Annotated in this window: 19 protein-coding genes; 8 read left to right on the forward strand and 11 right to left on the reverse strand. The window is 71.3% G+C overall.

Going from position 1 to position 19,490, the window contains the following annotated elements:
• Nucleotides 1-69 precede the first annotated feature (69 nt).
• Entirely contained in the window at nt 70-522 is a 453-nt protein-coding gene (locus KV097_RS00005) for a GNAT family N-acetyltransferase (protein ID WP_220364749.1), read from the forward strand.
• Between the two features lie 93 nt (nt 523-615).
• Here KV097_RS00005 and KV097_RS00010 read toward each other — a convergent pair whose 3' ends face one another.
• Both KV097_RS00010 and KV097_RS00015 read right to left on the reverse strand, forming a co-directional pair.
• The gene (locus KV097_RS00010; RefSeq protein WP_220342407.1) at nt 616-840 is read right to left on the reverse strand and encodes a hypothetical protein; all 225 of its coding nucleotides are present in this window, start codon (nt 838-840) and stop codon (nt 616-618) included.
• Between the two features lie 87 nt (nt 841-927).
• A complete protein-coding gene (locus KV097_RS00015; RefSeq protein WP_220364750.1) occupies nt 928-2,160 on the reverse strand; it encodes a FlgD immunoglobulin-like domain containing protein in 1,233 nt (410 codons plus the stop codon).
• Between the two features lie 229 nt (nt 2,161-2,389).
• Here KV097_RS00015 and KV097_RS00020 point away from each other — a divergent pair, with 229 nt between their 5' ends.
• From KV097_RS00020 to KV097_RS00030, 3 genes are read left to right on the forward strand one after another with little or no spacing between them, the layout of a single operon-like run.
• The gene (locus KV097_RS00020) at nt 2,390-3,334 is read left to right on the forward strand and encodes an aliphatic sulfonate ABC transporter substrate-binding protein (protein ID WP_220342405.1); all 945 of its coding nucleotides are present in this window, start codon (nt 2,390-2,392) and stop codon (nt 3,332-3,334) included.
• The gene (locus KV097_RS19555; protein WP_220342404.1) at nt 3,331-4,221 is read left to right on the forward strand and encodes an ABC transporter permease; all 891 of its coding nucleotides are present in this window, start codon (nt 3,331-3,333) and stop codon (nt 4,219-4,221) included. Before KV097_RS00020 ends, KV097_RS19555 begins: the two co-directional genes overlap by 4 nt.
• Nucleotides 4,218-4,907, forward strand: coding sequence for an ABC transporter ATP-binding protein (locus KV097_RS00030; RefSeq protein ID WP_308289277.1), 690 nt, complete (start codon nt 4,218-4,220; stop codon nt 4,905-4,907). The genes KV097_RS19555 and KV097_RS00030 overlap by 4 nt, the downstream gene beginning before the upstream one ends.
• A 12-nt stretch (nt 4,908-4,919) precedes the next feature.
• Here KV097_RS00030 and KV097_RS00035 read toward each other — a convergent pair whose 3' ends face one another.
• Complete coding sequence (locus tag KV097_RS00035; protein WP_220342402.1) at nt 4,920-5,831, reverse strand: ornithine cyclodeaminase family protein; 912 nt, start codon at nt 5,829-5,831, stop codon at nt 4,920-4,922.
• Nucleotides 5,832-5,925: 94 nt separating this feature from the next.
• On the opposite strand from KV097_RS00035, the gene KV097_RS00040 reads away from it, so the two are divergent.
• Nucleotides 5,926-8,058: a UvrD-helicase domain-containing protein gene (locus KV097_RS00040; RefSeq protein WP_301021757.1), complete on the forward strand. Its 2,133-nt coding sequence runs from the start codon at nt 5,926-5,928 to the stop codon at nt 8,056-8,058.
• 11 nt (nt 8,059-8,069) lie between these two features.
• Here KV097_RS00040 and KV097_RS00045 read toward each other — a convergent pair whose 3' ends face one another.
• Complete coding sequence (locus KV097_RS00045; RefSeq protein ID WP_220342400.1) at nt 8,070-8,579, reverse strand: flavodoxin domain-containing protein; 510 nt, start codon at nt 8,577-8,579, stop codon at nt 8,070-8,072.
• A 106-nt stretch (nt 8,580-8,685) separates the two neighbouring features.
• On the opposite strand from KV097_RS00045, the gene KV097_RS00050 reads away from it, so the two are divergent.
• The 3 genes from KV097_RS00050 (at nt 8,686) to KV097_RS00060 (ending at nt 12,951) form a co-directional block, all read left to right on the forward strand.
• Complete coding sequence (locus KV097_RS00050; protein WP_220364752.1) at nt 8,686-10,359, forward strand: metallophosphoesterase; 1,674 nt, start codon at nt 8,686-8,688, stop codon at nt 10,357-10,359.
• Nucleotides 10,360-10,438: 79 nt separating this feature from the next.
• Nucleotides 10,439-11,032, forward strand: coding sequence for a hypothetical protein (locus KV097_RS00055; RefSeq protein ID WP_220342398.1), 594 nt, complete (start codon nt 10,439-10,441; stop codon nt 11,030-11,032).
• An 8-nt stretch (nt 11,033-11,040) separates the two neighbouring features.
• Complete coding sequence (locus tag KV097_RS00060; RefSeq protein ID WP_220342397.1) at nt 11,041-12,951, forward strand: anthranilate synthase family protein; 1,911 nt, start codon at nt 11,041-11,043, stop codon at nt 12,949-12,951.
• 64 nt (nt 12,952-13,015) lie between these two features.
• Here KV097_RS00060 and KV097_RS00065 read toward each other — a convergent pair whose 3' ends face one another.
• From KV097_RS00065 to KV097_RS19560, 7 genes are all read right to left on the reverse strand, one after another.
• Nucleotides 13,016-14,341, reverse strand: coding sequence for a S1C family serine protease (locus tag KV097_RS00065; protein WP_220342396.1), 1,326 nt, complete (start codon nt 14,339-14,341; stop codon nt 13,016-13,018).
• A gap of 62 nt (nt 14,342-14,403) precedes the next feature.
• Nucleotides 14,404-15,819 carry a cell wall metabolism sensor histidine kinase WalK gene (locus tag KV097_RS00070; protein ID WP_220345537.1) on the reverse strand — a complete coding sequence of 472 codons (1,416 nt, stop codon included), beginning with the start codon at nt 15,817-15,819 and terminating at the stop codon, nt 14,404-14,406.
• A 16-nt stretch (nt 15,820-15,835) separates the two neighbouring features.
• Complete coding sequence (locus KV097_RS00075; protein WP_220342394.1) at nt 15,836-16,528, reverse strand: response regulator transcription factor; 693 nt, start codon at nt 16,526-16,528, stop codon at nt 15,836-15,838.
• A gap of 100 nt (nt 16,529-16,628) precedes the next feature.
• Nucleotides 16,629-17,513: a fructosamine kinase family protein gene (locus KV097_RS00080; RefSeq protein ID WP_220342393.1), complete on the reverse strand. Its 885-nt coding sequence runs from the start codon at nt 17,511-17,513 to the stop codon at nt 16,629-16,631.
• Nucleotides 17,514-17,549: 36 nt separating this feature from the next.
• Complete coding sequence (locus KV097_RS00085; protein WP_220342392.1) at nt 17,550-18,065, reverse strand: low molecular weight protein-tyrosine-phosphatase; 516 nt, start codon at nt 18,063-18,065, stop codon at nt 17,550-17,552.
• 24 nt (nt 18,066-18,089) lie between these two features.
• Nucleotides 18,090-18,467, reverse strand: a complete 378-nt coding sequence (locus KV097_RS00090) for a phage holin family protein (protein WP_220364753.1) — start codon at nt 18,465-18,467, stop codon at nt 18,090-18,092.
• Nucleotides 18,468-18,499: 32 nt separating this feature from the next.
• Nucleotides 18,500-19,453, reverse strand: a complete 954-nt coding sequence (locus KV097_RS19560; protein ID WP_220364754.1) for a DMT family transporter — start codon at nt 19,451-19,453, stop codon at nt 18,500-18,502.
• Between the last annotated feature and the right edge of the window lie 37 nt (nt 19,454-19,490).

A 19,490-nucleotide genomic window follows, 5' to 3' on the forward strand; every position in this document is an offset into this window, starting at 1 on the left:
GCTCGCAGCGGGCCATCGACGACCTGAAGTAGAACAATCCTCCTCGCGGGGCTGCGCCAGACTGGGCACGTGCAGCTCCGCGAGGCAGGACCCGAGGACGCCGATGCGCTGACCGACTGTGAGGAGGTGGCGTACGGCACCGGGCTGGCGCACGTGTTCGGTGACCTGCCGTGGCCGCGCGAGGGGATCTGGCGGCGATGGGTCGCCGAGCTGGCTGATCCGGGCGTGACGACGCTCGTCGTGGACGACTCCGGCGGCCGCATCCTCGGGTTCGCGACGTACGACGACCAGGTGCTCCGGCACCTCGGCGTGGTGCCGGAACGGTGGGGGAGCGGCCTCGCCGGCCGCCTGCACGACGAGGTGCTGCGGCGCCGCGGCGCTCAACCGATCCGGCTCTGGGTGCTGGAGGAGAACACCCGCGCCCGCCGGTTCTATGCGCGGCGTGGCTGGATCGAGGACGGGCGGCGGTCGATCAGCGAGTGGCCCCCGCACCCGGTCGAGGTCGGCTACTCGAAGCGATGAATCGATCCGCCGTACTGCGCCGCTGAACGACGACGGACCCGGCTCGCATCGTGCACGAGCCGGGTCCGCCGCGAGTTCACCGGGTGGGGTGACTCACTTGCTGGGTTCGATGTCGCAGTCGACCTTCGGGTTGGCGCCCACGTAGTTGAGCGGGCCGGCGACGATGGTGACGGCGATCGTGCTGACCTTGGTGCAGTCGGCATCGGTGCCGCGGAAGTAGCCGCGCTGCGCTGCTGCCAGCGCACCGATCACGAGCCACACCACCACGAGGACGGTGACGATCTGACTAACGGAGGTCTTGCGAGACGAACGGACCATGGATGGCCTCCTGGGAGACGGTCCGCCGCGGGGTCGGCGGACGCCCATCAAGGTAGTGATAACAGGCGTCCGCCGCAGATTGCGGGGTCAGCGACGCGCCTGGGACGCCGGTCCTCCGGCGACACGGGCGCCGCGCGCGGTCGGGTCGACGAGCGTGCGGTACGTCGCCGTCACGCGCAGCCACTTCACGTCGTACCGTCCGCCCTCGAAGGTGGCGATGCCGAACGTGATGAACCCGTCGCTGTCGACGAAGCGCTGGAGGCTGCGGCCGGAGGCGGAGAAGACCGTACGGGTGCCGTACGCGGGCTTGAGGCGACGCACGCGGCTGATGTCGCTCCAGTCGCTGGTGATCCCAAAGCCGACGGCAGCGTTCTTGCGTGCCTTCGTGTGGCCGGCCCCGACCGCCTTGAACGTGATCGCGCTGTAGTCGTACGCGCCGCGCATGCCGACGCTGAAGCGCGCCTCGGTGCCCGAGCGCGAGGGCTTGCTCTTGCAGCGGTGGTTGCTGGAGACCGAGATCGACTTCTTCCACGCCTTGCCCTTGCGGGCAGGCTTCACGATCTTGCCGCACCTACCGACGTACGGGCGGTACAGGAAGGCCTTGGGCGAGATCCGCTCGGTGACCTTCCGGGTCACCAGGCGCTTGGCCGACACGGTGACGGCGCGGGGAGCGCTGTAGCCGACGAGGCCGTCGGCGTCGACGTACCGCGAGCGGACGCGGTAGGTGCCGGCGGGCACGATGGCGCCCACGCTGGAGCGGCCCGTCCAGCGCGCGGTACGGCCGACAGCCGACCAGACCACGGCACCCGAGGCGTTGAGCACCTGCACGGCGGCGGACGCAGGCGTCTCGGTCGTCGGCGTGACGCCGGTGAGCGTGATCGCGTCGCGGTAGCCGTCGTTCCACGGGAACACGCTCGTGGCCGAGAACGCCGGGGCCGCGGCGGACTTCGGCGCGACGAGGTTCACTCGGACGGTCGACTCGTCGGCGAGCGGGGTCGCGGCGTCGGAGGCGCGCAGCGTGGCGACGTACGACCCGTCGGCGACCGCAGTGCCCGAGGTCGTGCGCGCGTCCCACGTGGCGCTGGTCGTGCCGGCGGCCAGGTCGCCCAGGTCGGTCGAGGCGACGACGGCGGACGAGCCGACCCGACGGATCTCGAGGAGCACGGCGGTCATCGCCTCCGGCACCTCGAACGAGAAGGCGGCCGGTCCGCTGGTCGGCGTGACGACGCCCGGTGTCGCCGGGCCGGCGACCGCGGGAGCCGGCAACGAGGCCAGGGGGACGAGAGCAAGGGCGAGAGCTGGGACAAGGGCGCGACGCATGGCCACCTCGGGTGGTAGGGCCCGCCGGAGTTGGCGGGCGGACACACACTAGGGGACCCGGACGGCGTTCCAACGGGTTCGTTCTCCGATCGTGACCACGCGATCCGGCGGGAGCCGCCGATCGACGCGTCCCTCGGTGTTTCTCCCGCGGCGAGCGCAACCCTGCCGGTGACGCGAAGTCCTCGCAAGACTGGCCGCCGTCGCTTCGTCGAGACCTCCGAGGACCCTCATGCGCAGAACCACCGCCACCCTGACCGCCGCCGTCGCGCTGCTGATGTCGAGCTGGCTGAGCGCGTGCGGCGGCGGGGACGACGCCGACGCCGACGAGCCGCTCCAGGTCGGCTACCAACGCTTCGGCGGTCTGAGCCTCGTGAAGGCGCGCAACGCCGCTCGTGGTGCGGAGTGGTCGCTCTTCGAGAGCGGCCCGGCGCTGACCGAGGCGCTGAAGGCCGGGGCGGTCGACATCGGGCAGACCGGCGAGGCGCCGCCCATCTTCGCCGCCGCCGGCAAGACCGACTTCACCATCATCGCGACCTCCGCACCCGTCCCGAAGGGCGAAGCGGTGCTCGTGAAGGAGAAGAGCGGCTTCACGTCGTTCGAGGATCTCAAGGGCAAGACCGTCGCCCTCAACAAGGGCTCCAACGTCCACTGGCTCCTCGTGAAGCTCCTCGAGGCGCACGACATGACGATCGACGACATCGACGTGAAGTACCTCAAGCCCGCTGAGGCGCGACCCGCGTTCGACAACGACCAGGTCGACGCCTGGATCATCTGGGACCCGTACTTCGCGCTCGCAGAGCAGCCCGGCGTGAAGGTGCTCGCGGACGCGACGGGCCTGGCGAACAACCGCGAGTACGTGCTCGTCTCCCCGGAGGCGCTCGAGGAGAAGCCGGAGCAGATCGAGGAGTTCCTCCGGACGTACCGCGAGGTCACCGACTGGGGCATCGCGAACCCCGAGGAGCGGGCCGACCTGCTCGCTCCGGAGCTCAAGATCCCGCGGGAGACGGCGGCACGTGCGCTCGCCCGCAGCGCCCAGCCGTTGGCGGCGCTCACCCCGGAGATCGGTGCCGAGATCCAGACGATCGCCGACGGTTTCGCGGACCTCGACCTGATCCCTGGCCCCGTCGATGTCGCCGGCCGCGTGGACGACAGGTACTCGGAGATCCTCGAGTGACCGAGGCGCCGACCGCCGTGACCGGCGGGGTGACCCTGCCCGAAGCCGCCAGGTCGGTCTCCGCGGGGTCCACGGGCCAGGCCCCGGGGGGACGACCGACCGCGGCCCGTCGACGTGCCCGCACGGAGGCGTGGTTGCGCCGACTGCGGCTGGTCACCCCGCTGGTCCTGGCGGGCGCCTGGGAGCTGCTGGCACAGACCCGCATCGTGTCGCCCGACAAGCTGCCTCCGCCGAGCGAGGTCCTGGCGGCGGGTTGGCGTCTGACGCAGGACGGCAGCCTGCCCGCGCACGTGTACGAGTCCCTCACCCGCGCGCTCGTCGGACTGTTGATCGGCGGCGGACTGGCGCTCGTGCTCGGGGCATTCGCAGGGCTGGTCCGCGTCGGCGACGCGCTCGTCGACCCGACCGTGCAGATGGCCCGGATGCTTCCTCACCTGGGCCTCGTCCCGCTGCTCATCATCTGGCTCGGCATCGGGGAGCCGCTCAAGATCACGCTGGTGGCGCTCGGCGCCTTCTTCCCGATCTACCTGAATCTCTACGCCGGGATACGCAACATCGACGAGCGACTGGTGGAGGCGGCACGCACCTGTGGGTTGTCGGCAGCGGAGCGGATCCGGCACGTGGTGATCCCGGGCACGATGCCGTCGCTGTTCCTGGGTCTGCGGCTCGCGTTCGCCGCCGGGTGGCTGAGCCTGGTGGTCGGCGAGCAGGTCAACACCGACTCGGGGCTCGGTTTCATGATGATGGAGGCGCGCGAGTTCTCCCAGACGGAGATCGTGCTTCTCGGCCTTCTGGCGTACGCCGTCCTCGGGCTGCTGTCCGACCTCGTGCTGCGGGTCGCGGAGAGGAGGGCGCTGTCGTGGCGACGGGGACTGCAGGCTTCGTGACAGCACGAGACGTACGCCGGAGCTTCGGCGACGTGGTCGTGCTGGACGGAGTCGACCTCGACCTGGAGCGCGGCGAGGTCGTCGTGCTGCTCGGCGCGAGCGGTTCCGGAAAGAGCACACTGTTGCGCATCCTCGCGGGACTCGACCGCGAGGCGACCGGGACGCTCGACGTACCGCCGTCGCACGCTGTCGTCTTCCAGGAGCACCGCCTCCTGCCCTGGAAGCGGGTCTCGGCCAACGTCGCGCTGGGGGTCCGCGGTCCGAACGTGGCCCAGCGGGTCTCAGGGGCACTGTCCGAGGTCGGGCTCGTCGACCGCGGTGAGGCGTGGCCGGGGGAGCTCTCAGGCGGCCAGTCGCAACGCGTCGCGATCGCACGAGCGCTCGTCCGACGCCCCGACCTGCTGTTGTTGGACGAGCCGTTCGGAGCACTCGACGCCCTGAACCGCCTCAAGATGCAGCGGCTGTTCCGCGAACTGCAGTCGGCGCACGAATTCGCCGCGCTGCTGGTCACGCACGACGTCGACGAGGCGGTCCTGCTGGCGGACCGTCTGCTGGTGCTGGAAGACGGTCGGATCATCGAGGAGATCGACGTCCCCCTCGCGCACCCGCGCACGGTGGACGACCCGCGGTTCGGCGCACTGAGGCGGCGCCTGCTGACCTTGCTCAACGTGCCGCTGGACGTCTAGGCGCGCCCGGCGTCAGTCGAGACCGGCGAGCTTCGCCAGCAGGTACGGCTCGGTGCCGGCGAGGCCGACCGAGTAGAAGAGGCAGATCTGGTCGCGCGAGCTGCGTCCCGTCGCGGCTCCGTCGAGGACCGCGCCGAGCTCGACCAGGTGGTCCTCGACCCGTGTCCCGACGACGGTGCTCGGCGGGTCGTAGCCGACAGCCTGCGCCCGTGAGTCGGTCACCACCACGTCGGCCGACTCCAGCAGGCCGGTCTCGATCTCGTGACGGCCCATCTGCTTGGGACCGAGCGTCGCGACGTACGCACCGGGGACGAGCCACTCGGCGGCGATCACCGGAGTCGGGCTCGTGGTCGCGCAGACGACGAGGTCGGCGCCGTCCACGGCGTCGCGGGCGGAGGTGGCGGGGACGCAGGCGACGCCGTGCTCTTCTCGCACCCGTCGGGCGAACGCGGCACGGTGGCCCTGGTCGCGGGCGAACACCCGCACCTCCGCCAGGTCGCGGACCGCGGCGATCGCCCACAGCTGCGTCCACGCCTGCGTGCCCGCCCCGATCAACGCGAGGCGGGACGCGTCGGGGTTTGCGAGGACGTCGGCGGCAGCACCGCCGAGGGCACCCGTACGACGCGGGCCGAGCTCGGCGCCGATCGCGACCGCGTGGACCCGGCCGGTCTCCGCGTCGTGCACGACCACGACCTGCTCGCCGGTGACCAGTCCGAACGTGTCGTAGGCCCGGTAGCCGTACCAGGACCCGTCGAGGTGGCCCGCGGTGACCACGAGGGCCCCGCCTCCGAGGTCGGCTCGTACCCGAGCCGGTGCGTGGAGATCGCCGCGGTGCGCTGCCACCGCCGCGTCCTTCATCCAGGTCACGGCGTCCCGGGCGCGCACGGTCGCGAGCACCGTGGAGTCGGTCATCAGCTGGGCCATGCGACATCCTCTCGGGAGGCGCGTGGGAATGTCCCGCCCCCCGGATAGACTTGTGTGTTCTGTCCCCAGGTGTGTGACGTTATCGAGGAGCTCCGTGTCGGACCAACCCAACTCGTCGTCGGCCGAGCAGCGCGAGATCGCTGACGAGCAGGCGTACGTCGACGTCGTCTACGGCCGGCTCGAGGAGTCGACGAAGGCTGCGCAGGCACTCGCTCGGGAGGGGTACGCCCGTGGCCACGTCGGCCACGAGGGCGGGCTGGTCGAGCGCGACGCGATGGTCTACCAGGCGTCCAAGCGGATTGCGGCGCTCAACGCCGCCCACGAGGGCCTGGTCTTCGGCCGGCTCGACCTGGTCGACGGCGTCAAGCGCTACATCGGCCGCATCGGCGTCCGGGACGCCGAGCGTGAGGTGTTGCTCATCGACTGGCGAGCACCGGCGGCATCGGTCTTCTACCAGGCGACGGCGCAGGACCCTGCCGGTGTCGTACGCCGCCGCGTCCTCCGCAGCCGGGGTGCGACCGTGGTGGGTGTCGAGGACGAGCTGCTCGACGGCGACAACGCACCCGCTGACATGGTCGTCGTGGGGGAGGGCGCGCTGCTCGCGAGCCTGAGCCGGGCTCGCGACGCGTCGATGCACTCCGTCGTCGCGACCATCCAGAAGGAGCAGGACGAGGCGATCCGCGCACCCAGCCGTGGCGCGACCACCATCGGTGGTGGCCCTGGCACGGGCAAGACGGTCGTGGCGCTGCACCGCGCGGCCTACCTCCTCTACGTCGACCGCCGTCGCTTCGAGTCCGGTGGCGTCCTTGTCGTCGGGCCGTCCGGCGTCTTCATGGGCTACATCGAGCGCGTCCTCCCCAGCCTTGGCGAGACCTCGGTGACGCTGCGATCGCTGGGTGAGGTGGTCGACGGCGTCTCGGGTCGGCGCCACGACGCCCCCGCCGTGGCCGCGGTCAAGGGATCCGCACGGATGCTCCAGGTGCTGTCCCGGGTGGCCCGCAGCGCCCAGCCGGGTGAGCCGACCGCGTTCCGCTACTTCTACCGCGACGACGTGCTGCGCCTCGACGCGCAGGCGCTCGACCGCCTGCGGCGCCAGCTCCTCTCGGGCCAGCAGCGCAACCGGGCGTACGGCAAGGTCCAGCAGACCCTGCTCGACGCGCTCTGGTCGCAGGTGGAGGGCGAGCGGGCGCTCGAGAAGGAGCGGGACGAGTTCGACAAGGTGCTCACCACCGACGACGCGTTCCTCGACTTCGCCACCGCGTGGTGGCCGCCGCTCGACGCCGTCGACGTGTGGGAGACCCTCGGTGATCCCGAGACGCTGCGGCGCTCCGCCGAGGGCATCCTCAAGCGCAGCGAGATCGACCTGCTCGCCACGTCGTGGCGCAGCGCCGACGGCACCCCGTCCGTCGAGGACGTGCCCTTGATCGACGAGCTGCGCTACCTGCTCGGCGAGGTCTCGGCCGCCGACGGCGACGACGACCCGTACGACGTCAAGCAGCTCATGTCGTTCGAGCGTGAGGAGGCTGCGGTCCGCAAACAGCGGTCGACGCAGTCCATCGAGGACGACTCGTACGCGCACGTGCTCGTCGACGAGGCGCAGGACCTGTCGCCGATGCAGTGGCGGATGCTCGGCCGTCGTGGGAAGTACGCCAGCTGGACCATCGTCGGCGATGCCGCGCAGTCGTCCTGGCCATACCCCGACGAGGCCGCCCGGGCGCGGACCGCGGCCCTGGACGGCAAGGAGGAGCACCACTTCCGGCTCTCCACGAACTACCGCAACTCCGCCGAGATCTACGACCTCGCCGCCCAGGTGGCGCGGGTCGCGATCCCGGGGGCCGACACCCCCGACGCCGTGCGCCGTACGGGCGAGGAGCCCCGGCACGAGGTCGTCGAGGCTGCCGCGGTGTGGTCGGCCGTCCGCAGAGGCGTGCGCGACCTCGCCGAGCGGGTGGAGGGCACGATCGCCGTCGTCGTCCCGACCGGCCGCCGTGAGGAGGGCACCGCCGAGCTCGCCGAGGAGCTGCACGACCTGGACCGGCTGCGGGTGCTCGACGGTCTGGACACCAAGGGTCTGGAGTTCGACGCGGTGGTCCTGGTCGAGCCGGACGAGGTCGTCGCCGAGTCGGAGGCCGGGTGGCGCACGCTGTACGTCGTGCTGACCCGTGCGACCCAGCTCCTGCTCACCGTCGGGTCCACCCGCCACTGGTTGGACCGCGTCGAGGCCTGACCGCACCGAGCTCACCGCACGACGGCGGCGAGCTCGGTGCCCCACGCTCGGGCGCTGTCGAGCTCTCCGTCGGCGAGCGGCCCCTCGTACCCGTGGACGCCGAACGTCCGCGCCTTCGCGGCCGGTTCGAAACCGCGTGCCACCAACCGCTTGAGCGCCTTCTTGGCGGCCGACCCGGGCAGTCGGGGCGAGACCGTACGGGTGTCGAAGGCCGCGACGCGAACGGCTCTGCCGGGTGACGGGAGTGCGTCGATCCACTCTCTGATTCCCCAGTCAGGGAGGTGTGGCGCGCCACGCTCGCGCCCGGACTCACGGGTGGCCCCACTCGACATGCCGAACGCGTGGGTCGGACCGCCGACCACGAGGAGGGCGAGATCTGGGTCGAGACCGACGTCCGGCCCGGCTTCGGCGACCGTGACCGCGTCGTCGCCGAACGTGGAGGCGATGCCGTCGGCGATCGCGCGTGCGACCGACTCGGTGTTGCCCCAGAGAGACTCGTAGACCACCAGCGCCAGCACCATGACGACCTCCCGGAGCCCAGCGTAGGGTGCCGCCGAGGATCTGCACCACAGATCAGGACGGACACCGCCGCCCCTGCGCGTGGTGCGGTGCGAGAGACTTGAGGCGATGCCTGAGCAGAACGACCGACCCGCTCCCGCCGGCTCCCCGTCGATGCCCGCGCGCCGTCGCCGACGCGCGTGGCTGCCCATCCTCGCCCTGGTGCTCGTCGGCCTCGTGGTCTCCGGCGGTGTGGCACTGACGACCTTCACCAACGCCCACCGCACCGTGGTCGTGGGTGCGCACACCGGTGTCGTCACGCCGACGTTCGACGGGCACGCGACGCTCGACTTCGGGTCGGTGCTCCCGCAGATCCGGATGCCGATCGACACACCGCTGTCGGTCGGCGTGACCATCGACATCGGCGACACCCAGGCCAACGACCTCAACGAGCTCGTCGCCCGCGACGCCGTCATCGCCTCCCAGCCCGAGGCCGAGATCGACCAGATCAGCGGGGTGGTCCGCGACATCGCGGTCGCCTCGGCGCTGCGCGGGCTCGGGGCCGGTCTCGCCGTCGCGCTCCTCCTCGTCGCCGGATGGGTGCTGCTCGGGCGTCGTCGCCGCCACGAGGTCGCCGAGCGCGTCCGGGGCTTCGTCGCTCGCCGTACGGTTCCGCACGCGCCGCTGCGGACCATGGTCGCGTTCGGTCTCGTGACCGTCCTGGCCGTGGTCCTGCTGACCTGGCCCGAGCCGGCCGACGAGTCGGTGACGCAGACCCGCTGGCGTCCGCTGACGGAGGTCTATCCGCAGATCCCCGACGACCTCGCGCTCGACAGGCTCCAGATCTCCTCCGGGAGCGCGACCGACGCCAGCCGGGCGATCGTCGAGTCGGCGATCACGACGTACGAGACGTCGGTGACCTTCTACGGCGCCCTCGCGGACCGCGTGCCGGAGGTCGCCGAGCAGCTCCGCAAGCCCGCGGACGGGGAGATCGTGGCGGTCCTCGTCGCCGACCGGCACGACAACATCGGCATGGACAAGGTCGTCCGGGCGGTTGCCGACGAGGTCGACGCCTCCTTGCTCATCGACGCCGGCGACGACACGTCGACCGGGGGGTCGTGGGAGGGCTTCAGCATCCGCTCGCTCGCTCAGCAGTTCCGCGACGTGCCCACCGTGGCCGTCGCCGGCAACCATGACGAGGGCGACTTCGTCGCCGAGCAGATGAAGAAGGACGGCTTCGAGGTCCTCGACGGCAAGCCGGTCGACGTCGAGGGCATCCGGTTCCTCGGATACAGCGACCCGCGCAGCTCGGGATTCACCGCGGGATGGTCCCAGGGCTCGTCCTCGATCATCGAGCAGGGACGCGAGCTCACCGAGACGGCGTGCGAGGACGGCTCCATCAGCACGGTCGTCGTCCACAGCCCTACCACCGGCGAGGAGGTCGCGCGCTCAGGGTGCGTCGACCTGGTGCTGTCCGGCCACCTCCACGTCCAGCGCGGGCCTACCGTTCTCACGGCTGAGGACGGTCGGCGCACCGTGACGTTCACCAATGCCAGCACTGGTGGCGCTGCGTTCGCCTTCGCCCTCGGGAGCAAGCTCAGGCGACAGGCGCAGGCCACGCTGATCACCTACCGGGATGGACGGCCCGTGGGGCTGCAGCCGGTGAACTTCATCCCCGACGGCACCATCCAGGTCACGCCGTACGTGCCGGTCGACGTCACTTCCGACGCGCCGGCTCCGACGACGTCGACGACGCCGGCTCCGACGCCGACCTCGGCGCCCACACCCGCTCCTGCCGGGTAGCCCGGCCCGGGGCGGCTCCGGGTCGTCTCCGGGGCTTCACCGGTGGTGCCTGCGCACGGCGCGGACCGACCGTGGACAGATGACACCGTTCGTGGCACCCCGCCCCCGCCAGCCGCTCGTCGTCGGCCCGGCGATCGTCGCACCGCTGCTCCTCGTGCTGTCGGGGCTCCTGCGGGTCGTCGACGGCCTCGACGGGTCGTACGGCGGCGCGGTGCGCGAGGTCGGCCTCGCGATGCTGCTCTTCGCGTTCGTGCTGCTCGGTCTGGTCGCGATCGGGCTCGCGCGGGTCCTCGCCGGACGACGGTCGCCCGTACCGTCCGGGCTGCGTACCGCGGCGCTGGTGTCGGGGACCAGCGGCGCCGCCGCGTCTGCGTGGACGGTGCTGGGACACCTCTATCCCGCCATCGCCGACGTGACACCGCCGGCGGTGCCCGTGGGCGTCGTCGGCCCGGGGCTTCTCGGACTCGGAGCGGTGGGCATGCTCGTGCTCCTGACCGCCGTCCCAAGAGGCGGGCAGGACGCCAGGACGGAGCCAGGCGTGCGCTACGCTCTCGCCTATGAACGCACGGACCACACTCGGTTGGTGGCGCCACCTCTAGGTGGCGTCTCGTGCACATCCCAGACCCCGCCTCCTCGGCCGTGTCTGGTGAGCCCGTCGGCCGACGAACCCTAGGACCGACGATGCCCTCTCCTCACGACTCGGCTGCCGAGACCGCTGCGGCGCTCGAGCAGCTGATGGCTCTGCCGTCGTACGCGATCATCCGTGTCCGCGACTCCGACCGGGTCGTCCTGATCGGCGGAGCCCGTACCGATGTCGACTCGTTGATGGACGTCCCGCTGAGCGACCCGGTCGACGGCGCACCCGCTTCGTACGACAGCCTCGTGCTCGTTCCCTACCGGCAGGTCCGCGAGCGCGGGTTCGAGGCTCACGACGACGGCACCCCGTTGTCGGTGATCGCGGCCGAGACGTCGACCGACGTGGCGCTGGACGAGCTCCTCGCCGTCCTCCCCGACGGAGAGCTCGCTCCCGCCGACAAGGGCGGCTTCGAGACCGACGACGCGACGTACGCCGAGATGGTCCGGACCGTGATCGACGCCGAGATCGGTCAGGGCGAGGGCGCCAACCTGGTGATCGGCCGACACTACCGGGCGCGGCTCGCCGACTGGGGCCCGGCCGCCGCTCTGACGGTCCTGCGCCGTCTGCTGGAGCGGGAGCGGGGCGCCCACTGGACGTTCCTGGTGTTCACCGGCGACCGCTACCTGATCGGTGCGAGCCCCGAGCGTCACGTCAGTGTCGACGCCGGGCAGGTCAGGATGAACCCGATCTCGGGCACGTTCCGGCTGCGCGGGCTGGAGAGCCAGGCCGACCGCAAGCGCGAGCTGCTGCGGTTCCTCGGCGACGAGAAGGAGATCTACGAGCTCTTCATGGTCGTCGACGAGGAGCTCAAGATGATGTGCGACATCTGCTCGGAGGGCGGCCTGGTGCTGGGCCCGTACCTGAAGCCGATGACCCACCTCGTCCACACCGAGTACCTGCTCGCCGGGCGGACCCACCGTGACGTCCGTGAGGTGCTTCGCGATTCGATGTTCGCGGCGACCGTCACTGGCAGCCCGGTCGAGAACGCCTGCCGGCTCATCACCAAGTACGAGCAGGAGGGCCGCGGCTACTACGCGGCGGCGGCGGCGCTGCTCGGACGCGACGCGCAGGGGCGTCCGACAGCCGACTCTCCGATCCTCATCCGGACCGCCGACGTGGACCTCGAGGGCAACCTCACCGTGACCGCGGGGGCGACGCTGGTCCGCGACTCCGACCCGGACCACGAGACGGCGGAGACGCACGCCAAGGCCGCAGGGGTGCTGAGCGCCTTCGGCCTCGTGCCCGCGGCCCCGGCGCCGATCGAGGGCTTCGACGCGTTCGCCCACGACGACGAGGTCCTGATCGCGCTCGGATCGCGCAACCAGCGGTTGAGCCAGTTCTGGCTGTCGGACCAGTCGGACACTGCGCCGGCCGACTCCCTGGCGGGCACCCGGGCGGTCGTCCTCGACAACGAGGACGACTTCGTCAACATGCTGTCGCACCTGCTCGGCGTGCTGGGGATCAGCACCGACGTCGTCCGCCACGAGGACTACGACGGCCCGGAGACCTTCGACGGGTACGACTTGGTCGTCATCGGACCCGGTCCCGGTGACCCCCGCGACCTCGACGATCCCAAGATCGCGACCGTACGACGCGCCGTCGACGACCTGCTGGAGACAGGTCGTCGGTTCCTCGCGGTCTGCCTCGGCCACCAGGTGCTGTGCGGCGCGCTCGGTCTGGACCTCGCCTACAAGGACATCGTGTTCCAGGGGACGCAGTCGGCGCTGCCGCTCCGCGGTCGTACGGAGACCGTCGGCTTCTACAACACGTTCGTGGCGCGTGAGCCGGGCGACGGGCTGCCCGACCGCGTCACCGTGGAGGTCGACCCGGTGTCCGGCGACGTCCACACGGTGGCTGGGCCGACGTTCCGCGGGATCCAGTTCCACGCGGAGTCGATCCTCACCCAGCACGGCGACCGGGTCATCGGTGAGCTGGTGTCCGAGCTGCTCGGCTGAGCACCCCAGGTTGACAGAAGGGCCGTACGCATCTTGTGCGTACGGCCCTTCTGAGCGTTCTGGATCAGGAGCCCAGCGACCCACCGTCGCTGTCGAGCGTGATCTCGGTCTTCTCCTGCTGCCCGCCGCGGGTGTAGGTCACCTGGACCTTCTCGCCCGGCTGGTAGCCGCGGATCGTCGCGACCAGCGCGTCGGAGGAGGCGATCGGCTGGTCACCGAGGCGGACGATCACGTCGCCTGCCTTGAGGCCGGCCTTGGCCGCGGCGCTGTTGTCGCTGACCGACTTCACCTCGGCACCGATGGTCGTCATGCCGTCGGACTCGACCGCGTCGGACACGGTGACGCCGATGCGGGCGTGCTCGACGGTCTTGCCCTCGACGAGCTGCGCGGCGACGTTCTTGGCGACGTCGATCGGGATCGCGAACCCGAGGCCGATGGAGCCCGACTCGCCGCTGCCGCTGGTGCGGATCGCGCTGTTGACGCCGATCACCGCGCCGTTGGCGTCGACGAGGGGACCACCGGAGTTGCCCGGGTTGATCGCCGCGTCGGTCTGGATCGCCGGGAAGACGTGGCTCGTCTCGGCGGTCTGACCGGCCTGCACCGGACGGTTCAGCGCGGAGATGATGCCGGAGGTGACCGTGCTCTCCAGTCCGTACGGCGAGCCGATCGCGATGACATCCTGGCCCACGCGCAGGTCCGCAGAGTTGCCCAGCCTGGCGGGCTTGAGGCCGCTCTTGCCCTCCGCCTTGACGACCGCGAGGTCGGTGACCGGATCCCTGCCGACGATCTGGGCACGGGCGATCGAGCCGTCGCTGAACGAGACGGTGATCTCACCGGAGTCGGCGGCGGCCTCGATGACGTGGTTGTTCGTCAGGATCTCGCCGTCGCTGCTGATGATGATGCCGGTGCCGCTCCCGCTGGCCTGGCCGCCCTTCACGTTGAGCTGGACCGTGGAGGGGAGGACCGTCTGGGCGACCTTCTCGACCTGCCCCTCGGGCAGCGACGCGGTGGACGCGTTCGAGGCGGTGTCCAGCGAGGACTGTGCGGTCGTCGGATTGGAGTCGTCGTTCAGCGCGTGGTAGCCGGCGGCTCCGCCGATCCCGCCGACGAGACCGGCCACGAGCGCGCCCGCGACCACCGCAGCGGCGAACCCGCCGCGTCGCTGGTTCTTCTCCGGCGGCGTGACGGACTGCGGCGTGAACCCGAAGGGGTACGCCTGCGTGTGCTCGCCGGGGCGGTCCTGCGTGCCGGTGGCCGAGTCGTAGCGGTGCGTGTACGAGGAGCTGCCGGGAAGTCCCGTGCTGCTCGGCGCCGCGTAGGAAGGGGTGGGCTGCGACGCCGGCTGCGGAGCCGGCCCCACAGGCTCTGTTGGTCGGGACTCATCGTTCATGCCTCTAGCATGACCGCCGCGACTAAGAGCGTGCTGAGATCACCCTGGGAGCTGCAGAATAGTCACCGCTCGGCGCTCGTGGAGCGGTCCTGGTCGCCGTCGCCGCGGCGGCCGGGGATGTGCAGGGTCATGAGCGCGCCTCCGCCGGGTCCGCGCGACGCGGTGACCGTCCCGCCGTGCCGGTGGGCCGCCTGGGCGACGATCGCGAGGCCCAGTCCCGAGCCGGGCAGGCGTCGAGCCTCCCGCGAGCGGTAGAAGCGGTCGAAGACGTGCGGGAGGTCCTCGTCGCTGATGCCGGGACCCGCGTCCTGCACCGTGAGCACACCGTCCTTCAGTCGCACCTGCACCTCCCCGAGCGGCGGGCTCCACTTGGCCGCGTTGTCGAGCAGGTTGGTGACCGCGCGCTCGAGCGTGCGGGACTCGCCGATCACGATCCAGGGCTCGGTCGAGACCTCGAACGCCACGCCGGGAGCCCGCCGCTGCACGCGGTCGACCGCCGTCTCGACGACCTCCGCGAGGTCGATCGGCTCGGGGTCGGGGTCGCCGGGGTCGCGGGCGAGCTCGACGAGGTCGCCGACGAGCGTGGTGAGCTCGTCGAGCTGGGCACGGACGTCGTCGATCAGCTCCTGGCGGGCCCGGCGGGACATCCCCCCGCGCTGTTCGGCCTGGCCGAGCAGCTCGATGTTGGTCCGGAGCGAGGTCAGGGGAGTCCGCAGCTCGTGTCCCGCGTCGGCCACCAGCTGCCGCTGCCGCTCCTGGGAACCCTTGAGCGCGACCATCATCTGGTTGTAGGCGACGGTGAGGCGCGCGAGGTCGTCGTGCCCGTACACCGCGATGGGACGAAGGTCCTCGGTGCGCGCGACCTGCTCGACGGCGGTCGTGAGGCGGCGCACCGGGCGCAGTCCGCCGGTGGCCACGACCGAGCCGAGCAGGCCGGCGACGAGCACGCCGAAGCCGCTCACCGCCCACAGCACGACCTGGAGCCGGGAGAGCGCCGTCTCCATGTTGGCCATCGACTGACCCACCACGAGCGCCGTGCCCGGTGCGGCTCCGACGGCGACGACGCGGTAGTGGACGCCACCGATGGTGGCCGTGCGCAGCGAGTGCGACACCCGCCCCTCGGCGACCGCCTCCTCGTCCGGCCCGATGAAGTCCCCGAAATCGCGAGACGGCGCGCCAGCGTAGATCAGCGCCATCTGGACGTCTGCGGCGGCAAGGGCCGCCTTGGGGAAGCTTCCGGAGTTGAGCTGGTCGGCGATCCCGGCACGTACGGCCGCGGCCGCCCGGAGCTTGAGGTTCTCGTCGACGCTGGACGTGAACTCGGACTCGACGCTGACGTAGATGATGGCGCTGACGAACGCGAGGGTCACGCCGACCGCGGCGGTCGTGAGGAGCGAGACGCGGGTGGCCAAGGAGACGCGCTGGGCGCGGTCGCCGACCCAACGGCGCCACGAGCGGGTGTGGGCTGCGGCCTCCATCAGCGGGATCCTCCGGTCACGGTGCTGTCTCGCGCAGGACGTAGCCGACACCGCGCACCGTGTGGAGGAGGCGAGGCTCGCCGTCGGCCTCGAGCTTGCGGCGGACATAGCCGACGTAGACCTCCAGCGAGTTGGCGGTGGTCGGGAAGTCGAACCCCCACACCTCCTCGAGGATGAACGAGCGTTCGAGCACCCGCTTGGGGCGCTCCATGAAGAGCTCCAGCAGGGCGAACTCGGTCCGGGTCAGCGAGATGGGCCGCTCGCCCCGCATCACCTCCCGGGTGGCGGTGTTCATGGTGAGGTCGGCGAACTCGAGGACCACCTCCTCCTCGTCGGAGTCACCGGTGCGCCTCGAGCGGCGCAGCAGCGCCCGGACCCTCGCGAGGAGCTCGGCCAGCGCGAACGGCTTGGTGAGGTAGTCGTCCGCTCCGGCGTCCAGCCCGTCGACGCGCTCGTCCACGGCGTCCTTGGCCGTGAGGACGAGGATCGGGACCTCGTTGCCCGCTGCCCGCAGGGCGCGCGTCGCCTCGAGCCCGTCGAGCCGCGGCATCATCACGTCCATCACGATCGCGTCGGGGTCGATCATCGGGACGCGTGCCAGCGCCTCTGCACCGTCGGCGGCGACATCGACGTCGTAGCCGTTGAACTCCAACGACCGGCGCAGCGAGTCACGGACCGCCCGGTCGTCGTCCACCACGAGGATGCGCATGGGGCCAGGGTGCCAGGTCTGGCCCAGCAGCACCCGACCTCGTGCAGCCGGCCGGCACTCAGCGGCAGCCCTCGGTTGCCGTGCTCGGCCCCACCAGCGCTCAGCCCGTGGCCCTCGGCGCCTCGCCGTCCAGGAGCTGCTCGGCCGCGGCCCGTGCCCTGGCGCCGTACCCACCACCGAACAGGGCGGCGTGCACGAGCAGGGGATGGAGCTGGTGGAGCGGCACCCGCTCGTGCCACCCGTCGGCGAGCGGGAACGTCTCGATGTAGGCATCGAGGATCCGCTGGAGGTGCTGGATGCCGAACAGGGCGAGCATCGCCAGGTCGGTCTCGCGGTGGCAGCCGTGCGCGGCGGGGTCGATGAGGAAGGCGCGGTCCTCGGTCGACCACACCACGTTGCCGGACCAGAGGTCACCATGGATCCGCGCGGGCGGCTCGGGTGGGCCGGCGAAGTCGTCGATGCGACGCACGACCTCCTCGACCGGTGCCGCGTCCTCCGTGGTCATCGCGCCGCGGTCGACGGCCACCTTGAGGTAGGGCAGGATGCGCCGGGTCGTGTAGAACTCCGTCCACGTGGGCGCCGGCTTGTTGGGCAGCGGAGCCAGCCCGATGTATCCGTCACGGGGATAGCCGAACTCGTCGGCACCGGCGCGGTGGGTGGCGGCGAGTGCGCGACCGAGGCTCTCCGCCGCGTCGGCGGTCGCCTTGCCCGGCTCGATCCACGAGACGACGAGGCAGTCCGCGGACACCCCCAGCACCTGCGGCACGGGCGCCCCGGCCTCGCCGAGCCACTGCAGGCCCTCGGCCTCCGCCGTGTAGAAGTCGTGCGGCACCTGCGGACGGGTCTTCAGGACGGCGCTGCGGCCGTCGGTCAGACGCAGCCGGGTCGCGGTGTTGGTGTCCCCGCCGGCCACGGGCGTCGTCGCGACGACGGCCACACCCAGCAGTGCCTCAGCCTTCGCTGCGATGCCCCCCATGCGCGCCATGTGCTGACGCTACACACGGTCGGGCTCGCCTGCCCCTTATCTGGCAAGCTCCTCGACGAGCCTCGGAGCGCTGGCGACGATCGCGTCCGACGTCCGCTCGATCAGCCTGAGGACGTGCTCGAACCCTGAGGGACCTCCGTACCAGGGGTCGGGGACCTCGTCGTCGCCCGGCGTCGCCACGGGATCGTACGAGCGGAACATCTGGACCTTGCTGCGGTCGCGCGGCGTCCGGGCGAGGGCGCGCACGGCGTCGAAGTTGGACCCGTCCATGGTGAGGACCAGGTCGTGGTCGTCGAACCAGCGGCTGGTGATCTGCTGCGCACGGTGCCGGGTCGGGTCGTAGCCGTGCTCCTCGAGGATCGCGGCGGCACGGGGGTCCATCGGCTCGCCGCGGTGCCAGTCGCCGGTGCCGGCGGAGTCGACGTGCACCTCGTCGGCCAGACCCGCGTCGGCGAGCTTCTTCTCCAGCACGACGTCGGCCATCGGGGAGCGGCAGATGTTGCCGAGGCAGACGAGGGCGATGCGGAGCGGGTGCCCGGAGCCGGTGGTCATGGCTTCACGGTAGCGGTGCGGACTCTAGTCGGCGTCGACGAAGATGCGCAGCACCATGTTGACGAGCGAGATCACGATGGAGCCTCCCACCGCGACCCAGAACCCGTCGATGTTGAACTCGACCGGCAGCGCGTCGGTCACCCAGGCGGTGAACCGCAGGAGCAACGCGTTGAGCACCAGGAGCAGGAGCCCCAGCGTCAGGACGATGAAGGGGATCGAGAGGAGCTTGAGGAGGCGTCCGACGGTCAGGTTGATGACCGTGAAGACGGCCGCGATGACCAGGAGGGTGCCGGCCTTCTCCCACCAGTCCTGCCCCGACTCGCCGATGCTGATCCCGGCGAAGATCCCGGCGGCGACCGCGATGGCCGCAGCGTTGCACAACCACGTCAGCACGAGCTTCATGCGCCCCATCCAACCAGATCGGGGTCCCCTGATCAGCCCGCCACCTCGGGCACCGCAGGTGGCGGTACGGCGCGTGACGCCTGCGCGAGGACGATGCCCGCGACCACGAGAAGCCCGCCGACCACCTGCAGCGCGTCGAGCGACTCGCCGAACCACGCCCACCCGAGGGCCGCGGCTCCCACCGGCTCGAGGGTCGCCACCATCGTGACGACCGTGGCGGGGAGGTGCTGCAGCGCACTGAGCTCCATGAAGAACGGCGTGAGGGTGCCGAGGACGACCACCCAGCCGATCGCGAGCCACAGCGGGACCTCGTACGCGTCGAGCGCGCCGAGGAGGTTGGCCGAGCCGTCCAGGTCGGGCGACGTCCAGAGCGGACGCACGACGTTCATGGCGATCGCGGCGAAGACGAACGCCCAGACGACGACCCGGATCGGGTCTGCCTCGCTCACTCCCTGCTCGCCCACGAGGAAGTAGGTGGCCAGGCACGCCGCTGCGGCGAGCCCGGCGAGCATGCCGAGCCCGTCGAACGCCAGGCCGCTCGCGATCTGCGCCACGAGCGCCAGACCGACCAGCGTCAGCGCGACGGCCAGCCACATCGTGCGTCGGACGTGCTGCCGCTGCACGAACCGCGCCCAGAGCACCACCAGGACGGGCGCGAGGTACTCGAGGAGCAGCGCCATGCCGACCGGGATGCGGTCGATCGCGATGTTGTACGTCCACTGCACGCTCGCGATCCCCACGACGCCGAGCAGCAGCAGGAGGGCGAGCTCGCGTCCTCGGGGCAGGCGCAGCGCGCTGCGGTCGGCGACGACGGCGAAGAGGACGAAGAGGAGCGCCGAGCCCGTGGTCCGGAACGTCGTCAGGAGGGCCGGGTCGATCCCTGCCCGCAGGACGACCCGGGAGACACCGGCGTTGAGGACGAAGAAGCAGGCCCCGCCGACGACGAGGGCGTAGCCGAGGCTTGGCCTGGACTGTGTGCGCGCCACGTCGGGATGCTCTCACGCGTGTGGCGCGGCCCGCAGA

The organism is Mumia sp. zg.B17 (assembly GCF_019550915.1).
Lineage (GTDB): Bacteria > Actinomycetota > Actinomycetes > Propionibacteriales > Nocardioidaceae > Mumia.

What these genes read in the sequence shown, in the direction of transcription:
- KV097_RS00060 (WP_220342397.1), top strand. Translation starts at nt 11,041, where the DNA reads ATGCCCTCTCCTCACGACTCGGCTGCCGAGACCGCTGCGGCGCTCGAG.
- KV097_RS00020 (WP_220342405.1), top strand. Translation starts at nt 2,390, where the DNA reads ATGCGCAGAACCACCGCCACCCTGACCGCCGCCGTCGCGCTGCTGATG.
- KV097_RS00065 (WP_220342396.1), bottom strand. Translation starts at nt 14,341, where the DNA reads ATGAACGATGAGTCCCGACCAACAGAGCCTGTGGGGCCGGCTCCGCAG.
- KV097_RS00015 (WP_220364750.1), bottom strand. Translation starts at nt 2,160, where the DNA reads ATGCGTCGCGCCCTTGTCCCAGCTCTCGCCCTTGCTCTCGTCCCCCTG.
- KV097_RS00055 (WP_220342398.1), top strand. Translation starts at nt 10,439, where the DNA reads ATGACACCGTTCGTGGCACCCCGCCCCCGCCAGCCGCTCGTCGTCGGC.
- KV097_RS00070 (WP_220345537.1), bottom strand. Translation starts at nt 15,819, where the DNA reads ATGGAGGCCGCAGCCCACACCCGCTCGTGGCGCCGTTGGGTCGGCGAC.
- KV097_RS00090 (WP_220364753.1), bottom strand. Translation starts at nt 18,467, where the DNA reads ATGAAGCTCGTGCTGACGTGGTTGTGCAACGCTGCGGCCATCGCGGTC.
- KV097_RS00045 (WP_220342400.1), bottom strand. Translation starts at nt 8,579, where the DNA reads ATGGTGCTGGCGCTGGTGGTCTACGAGTCTCTCTGGGGCAACACCGAG.
- KV097_RS00075 (WP_220342394.1), bottom strand. Translation starts at nt 16,528, where the DNA reads ATGCGCATCCTCGTGGTGGACGACGACCGGGCGGTCCGTGACTCGCTG.
- KV097_RS00010 (WP_220342407.1), bottom strand. Translation starts at nt 840, where the DNA reads ATGGTCCGTTCGTCTCGCAAGACCTCCGTTAGTCAGATCGTCACCGTC.
- KV097_RS00035 (WP_220342402.1), bottom strand. Translation starts at nt 5,831, where the DNA reads ATGGCCCAGCTGATGACCGACTCCACGGTGCTCGCGACCGTGCGCGCC.
- KV097_RS00050 (WP_220364752.1), top strand. Translation starts at nt 8,686, where the DNA reads ATGCCTGAGCAGAACGACCGACCCGCTCCCGCCGGCTCCCCGTCGATG.
- KV097_RS00080 (WP_220342393.1), bottom strand. Translation starts at nt 17,513, where the DNA reads ATGGCGCGCATGGGGGGCATCGCAGCGAAGGCTGAGGCACTGCTGGGT.
- KV097_RS00085 (WP_220342392.1), bottom strand. Translation starts at nt 18,065, where the DNA reads ATGACCACCGGCTCCGGGCACCCGCTCCGCATCGCCCTCGTCTGCCTC.